General features: G+C 31.2%; 4 protein-coding genes. All 4 read right to left on the bottom strand.

What is annotated here, in order from left to right; translation table 11 throughout:
- Positions 1-167: 167 nt before the first annotated feature.
- Positions 168-716 (bottom strand): M48 family metallopeptidase, encoded by a 549-nt coding sequence (locus N3D17_07550; GenBank protein ID MCX8083220.1) that lies wholly within the window; start codon positions 714-716, stop codon positions 168-170.
- A complete protein-coding gene (locus N3D17_07545; GenBank protein MCX8083219.1) occupies positions 706-3,714 on the bottom strand; it encodes an HsdR family type I site-specific deoxyribonuclease in 3,009 nt (1,002 codons plus the stop codon). Before N3D17_07545 ends, N3D17_07550 begins: the two co-directional genes overlap by 11 nt.
- A 180-nt stretch (positions 3,715-3,894) precedes the next feature.
- Positions 3,895-4,533, bottom strand: coding sequence for a DUF3800 domain-containing protein (locus tag N3D17_07540; GenBank protein ID MCX8083218.1), 639 nt, complete (start codon positions 4,531-4,533; stop codon positions 3,895-3,897).
- A 3-nt stretch (positions 4,534-4,536) separates the two neighbouring features.
- Positions 4,537-5,506 (bottom strand): restriction endonuclease subunit S (locus N3D17_07535; protein ID MCX8083217.1); only part of this gene is annotated, 970 nt, incomplete at its 5' end.

Raw genomic sequence — 5,506 nt, 5'->3', positions numbered from 1 at the left:
TCCCCCTCATCCTTCACCTTCTCCCCCCGTAGGGAGAAGGAAATGTAAACATAACCCCCACCTATTTTTCCTCCCCCTCGTATGGGGAGGATTTTTTATTTTCCCTCTCCCTTAGAGGGGAGAGGGGCAGGGTGAGGGTGATACCTTTCTGCACTCTCCACCCTTAACTATCTTCCTTCCCAATCCTGCATCTTAATACATAAGAACCAGTAGCCATACAGCATCTCTTCATATCTCTCTGGATTTTTAAACTCATTTTTTATATAATTCCAGAATTCTTTTTTATGATTTGGAATTATCAGATGAGCCATTTCGTGCAAGACAACATATTTTATAAGGGTATAGGGCAGGTACTTTAACTTTAAGTTAAAATTGATATTTCCTTTCTTATTACAACTTCCCCATTTTGACCTCATATCTCTAAAAGTAATTTTATTAACCCTTACCCCAATTTTTATAGAATATCTTTTAACTAATCTCAAAACAATCTCTTTTAACTTATCATCTGTCCTTTCACAGATTTTTCTCCCACTATATTTCTCTTCTATCTCTTTAATGAACCGCATCTTTTTTTCAATCCAGTATTTATGCTTTTCAATAATCTCTTCAGGGTTAGCATAATAACCATAAGGTAGAATTAATGTAGGGATTCCTTTTAACTCAATCCTCGGATACTTAACATTCCTTTTTATAACTATGAAATCTTTAACTTCCATATTCCTTTATAAACTCAAACAATCTTTTGTGTAATGTATCAAACTGTTCATAAGATAAGTTATATCTATTTTTAATATCAATACAGATATTTCTCATTTTCTTTTCTATATTTTGCTTTAATGCAGGATTTTCCACCCATCCATCAATCATATCCTCTTTGATTGCATCTTTTATCATTGGCACCCACGACTTAACCTCTTCCTTTATCTGTTCTTTCAATATCATAAAAATTCCATAATCAAAATTATCAAATTTTAATTTAGTTTTTTCTTTTTCTCTTTCCTCTATCTCAGTAATTATTTTTTTCTCTTCTTGAAAGAGTGTTTCAATATCAATCTGTCTTTCTTTCCATCTCTTTATCAATTCAGTAACTCTATCAGCAATTGACTTATAAATAGGGTTCTTTGACTTTTCAACAAGAACAAGTTTGGAGATGATAAATATGATATTTATAATCTTATCTTTCTCTGACGATGTTATATTGCTTTTAAATTTTTCAAGGGTTTTTAAATCAATGTTAAAATCCCTTATCGGTTTTTCTATTTCATCTACTTTTAGATTTTTATGGACAAACTCTATTGTTTTTTGGAAGAATCTCTCAACCAGTTCTTTTTCTTCCTCATCTTCTGTTAATTTTCTATAATAGTCATAAACGGCAGTAAGCCATTTAAATTCGTTTAAATACTTCAATCTTTCTGGATTTGAAGCAAGCAATTCAAACATCTTTCTTGCCTTTTTGTAATATTCAAAAAATTTCTCTCTTACTTTATCATCTTTCAGAATATCAACACACTTCAAAAGTACATCTCTTTCAATTTTATGTTCTACTCCTCTGAATATATCCATAATATCTAATATACACTTCTCAAACTCCTTAAACAGTTTATTAAAATCAATTATCAACCCCTTAATCTCATTTTTATAATAGTCCTTCAGTGCATATCTCAGATGCTTGACAATACCTGCATAGTCAATAATAACTCCTGCTTCTTTAACATCATTATAAGGTCTGTTTGTCCTGGCTATTGTCTGTAAAAGTCGGTGTTTTTTTAACAGTTTATCAAGATATATAACCTGCAATATGGGTGCATCAAATCCAGTGATTAGCATATCTGTAACAACTAAAATCTTGGGGTAGTCCTCGTTTTTAAATTTTTCTACTATATTTTTAACCCTTTTTTCATCATCTGGAAATCCTGGATATTTTTTTATCCATTCACTATAAAACGACTTTATCGGTTCCTTATCGTCCAGTCCAAAACTCATAACAACTTCCGCATAGTTTTGTGGCAGATATAAATCCAGATATTTCTTATATAGGACACATGCCTTTCTGCTACCACATACTACCATTCCTTTGAATTTACCATCTATATTCTCTTTAAAATGCTTGGAGATATCATTACAGATTGCTTTAATCCTATCATCTTTTTCAAGGAAAAGGTTGATATAGTTGAGCCGTTTACGGACTTTTTCACTTATATCAGGATGTAAGTCAATATCTCCTTTAAACTCATCTTCTTCCCACTTTTCAATGAACAACTTAATATCATCCTCTTTCATATGCAGGTGTTCTAATCGGGTCTGATATACTAGTGGTAAAGTGAAATTGTCCTTTTGGGACTGGTCAATGAAATATTTATCAAGATAACCTTCATCTTTTAACGGATAACCAAATTCGTTGTATGTGTTTCTTTCATTTTCTGCAATAGGTGTTCCTGTAAACCCGAAATAAAAGGCACTCTTAAGTGTATTTTTCATACGAGCCGCAAGAAGTCCATATTGAGACCTGTGAACTTCATCAAGAAAACAGACAATATTTTTTCTTCCTGATATTGAATCAGGTATCCTATCTGGTAAAAATTTCTCGTCAGGTCTAAACTTATGGATTAAAGTTAGAAATACTCCTCTTTTACCTCTGAAGTTATCATATCTAATGATTTCCTTTAAGTACCCTACACTTTCAATTACCTCAAAAGAAAAATTAAGTTTTAGAGAAGATAATTCTTCCTTCATCTGTTCTTCAAGTTCTTTTCTATCAACGATAATAAAGATGGTAGGGTTCTCAAGATATCTTTCACAATAAAGTTTGTGGGTAGCGAACAGAATTGTTAATGTTTTTCCAGACCCCTGCCAGTGCCATATAAGTCCTTTATTTTTTACTTCTTTCCCTTTCAGGTTTTCAATAACCCTGCTATAGATTTTGTTAACAGCCCTGTATTGCATATATCTAGCTATAACTTTTTTAATCTCTCCGTATTGCTCTCTTATGAAGAGGAAGTTTTTTAAAATATCTATCAGGATATGAGGAGTAAGCATCTCAAAAATTGCCTCATCCTCTGGCAGTCCATCTTTTTTCCATATATACACTGGGACATCTTCACTCCACGGGACTACCGGGAAGTATCTTACCTTTTCACAGAAAGAAATACCTATCTGTATATACTTGTAAAGTTCAGGGACAATTTTTTCATAATGTTTAATCTGTTCATATCCGATATACCAGTCAGTTCTTAAATCTACCGGACTCTTACATTCAATCTCTAATACAGGGATACCATTTATATAAAGGACAATATCAGGAATAATTAAATCACTACCTCTAAAATGGACCTGTCTTGAAAAAATAAACTCATTATTATCAGGATTTTCATAGTCAAAAAGATTTATAATTTTAACAATCCTTTCTTTCTCAAACTTTATACCGATGCCATATTTGAGATAATGCAGGATTTTTTTTATACCCTCCTGTTCATTTGGAAGAAGTTTAATCTCATCAATTACTTTTTTAATTTCTCCTTCACCTATTCCTTTATCTCTGTTAATCCTTGTAAGTGCTTCTTTAAGGTTCTCAATCAATAATGGTTCTCTTATACTTTCCCTTTTTAATTCCACTGGTTCAAAAAATCTCCATCCGATTTCTCTTAGTTTTTCACTTACATAGTCCTCAACCAACCTCTTTTCATATTTTTCCATTCTCTCTACTCCTTTTATCATCCCATCTCTCCAGAGAGGAGAAGATGGAACAAAGGTTTGCTGTTGACATATGTTGTCATCTCCTGCAACTCTTGACAAATTATGATATATATAGTATAAATATATTAGCAAGTAAGTCCCAGAACGTGGGCATCCGGATGGTTGCTCGTAAATAGCGTTCTGGGCTTTGCATTTTTTATATTATTTAAATAAAGCGTTTTCTTCAATAATTTTACTTTTAATGATGTTATAATAACTTTCATCTCTATGTTCATATTTTCTGAAGATAGACCAACTTATAAAATCAACTGCCTGTAATGCTTTTTCCTCAGCAGGTGTTTTAATGCTTATATCCAATTCAATGTTATGACGGTTTTTTATCTGATTATTTAGATAATTTTTAAAATTCTCATTTAAAAATTTATTTGTTTCTTTTTTAGAAGCAATTAGTTCTATTTTTCTATAGTCAGATAAAACTTTCTTTGTAAATATCCTATCAAGTAAAATATTAGTCACATAATTATATAGAATTGCTTTTTCATTTTGTAATTTTGTATACACCTTTCTTTTGTTTAAATATATTGCCATAATATAACAATCTTTTTCTGCTAATCTCCTCAATAATCTATGGCGGGTTAATATATTTTCCTTAGTTGCATGTAATTCTCCTCTTTTTCTTTTATATTTTTTTTGTAATTCATAATGTGTCTTCCTAACTATCTTTTCCACAGGTCTTTTATTTTCAATAAACAAAAAAGTTATAACAAAAAAATTGCTTGTTCTCTTTTTTGAAAAATCAAAACCCAAATCTCCAGATTCATCCATAAGTATATAAGCCATAATTTATTCCATCTTGATTTTCTCCACATCTATCTCACCACTTATTATCTTATTCAGCAAACTTTTAAATAGTTCTTCATACAGTCCCTTTTTCTTCCTTTCAAACTCTATCTTCTCATCCACCACCTTTAATATATCCGCTATCTCTTTTTGTTCTGGGAGCGAAGGAAGAGTGATTTTTAAATTTTGTAAAATGGGGATGTTTATACCTCCTTTAAGTTTTCCTCCCTTTTGATATGTTATTTGTTCCCAATATATAGTCGTATGAAGGTAACAATTTAAAAATTCAGGAAGTAATTTTTCTTTTGGTTTTATTTTTATTAAGTAAGAACCAAAGACGGCTGAAGTAACATTTTTAGCAAAAAAACTTTTTCCAGTAGTAGCACCAATTCGTGCTATTAAAATATCTTTTTCTTCTATTCTATATTTTTTAAAATCTTCTGAATGACAATTACAATAAGGAACTAAATCCCAATCGACTTTTTCTTCTTGGATATCTGTAATTCTTAAAAATTTTATAGAGGTTTTTTCTATCAAAGAAGTGGATGTCATTCCATATTGTGGTTTCTCACACACCTCTCCCAGTTTCACTACTTCCCAGTCCTCTGGTATCTCTCCTATTTCTGTCTGTTTTAATTTCCTGTGTCTTCTGAAGGAGGGAGCACCATATCTGAAGAGTTCAGTCATCAGTGATTTTTTAAGTTCTTTTGTCTTCTCAATAATTTTTTCCTGCAAATCTATCCCTTCCTGAATTGTATCAAGAATCTTTACTATCTTCTGCTGTATAGGAAGTGGTGGAATGGGGATATTAATATAGTTTAATGACTTGCCAGCATGTTTTATTGTAACTCCTGTAGTATGTGTCTTGATAATTTGTTGAACTAAATCTGTCTGTAAATAATAATAGACAAAATTTTTTAATAATCTATGGTTATCTTTTAAGATTACCTTTCTTATTCCAGATGCATAAGCT

It is taken from the genome of bacterium (assembly GCA_026414725.1).
Taxonomy (GTDB): Bacteria; Ratteibacteria; UBA8468; order B48-G9; family JAFGKM01; genus JAAYXZ01.
This window is presented reverse-complemented; position numbering and strand designations above follow the sequence as displayed.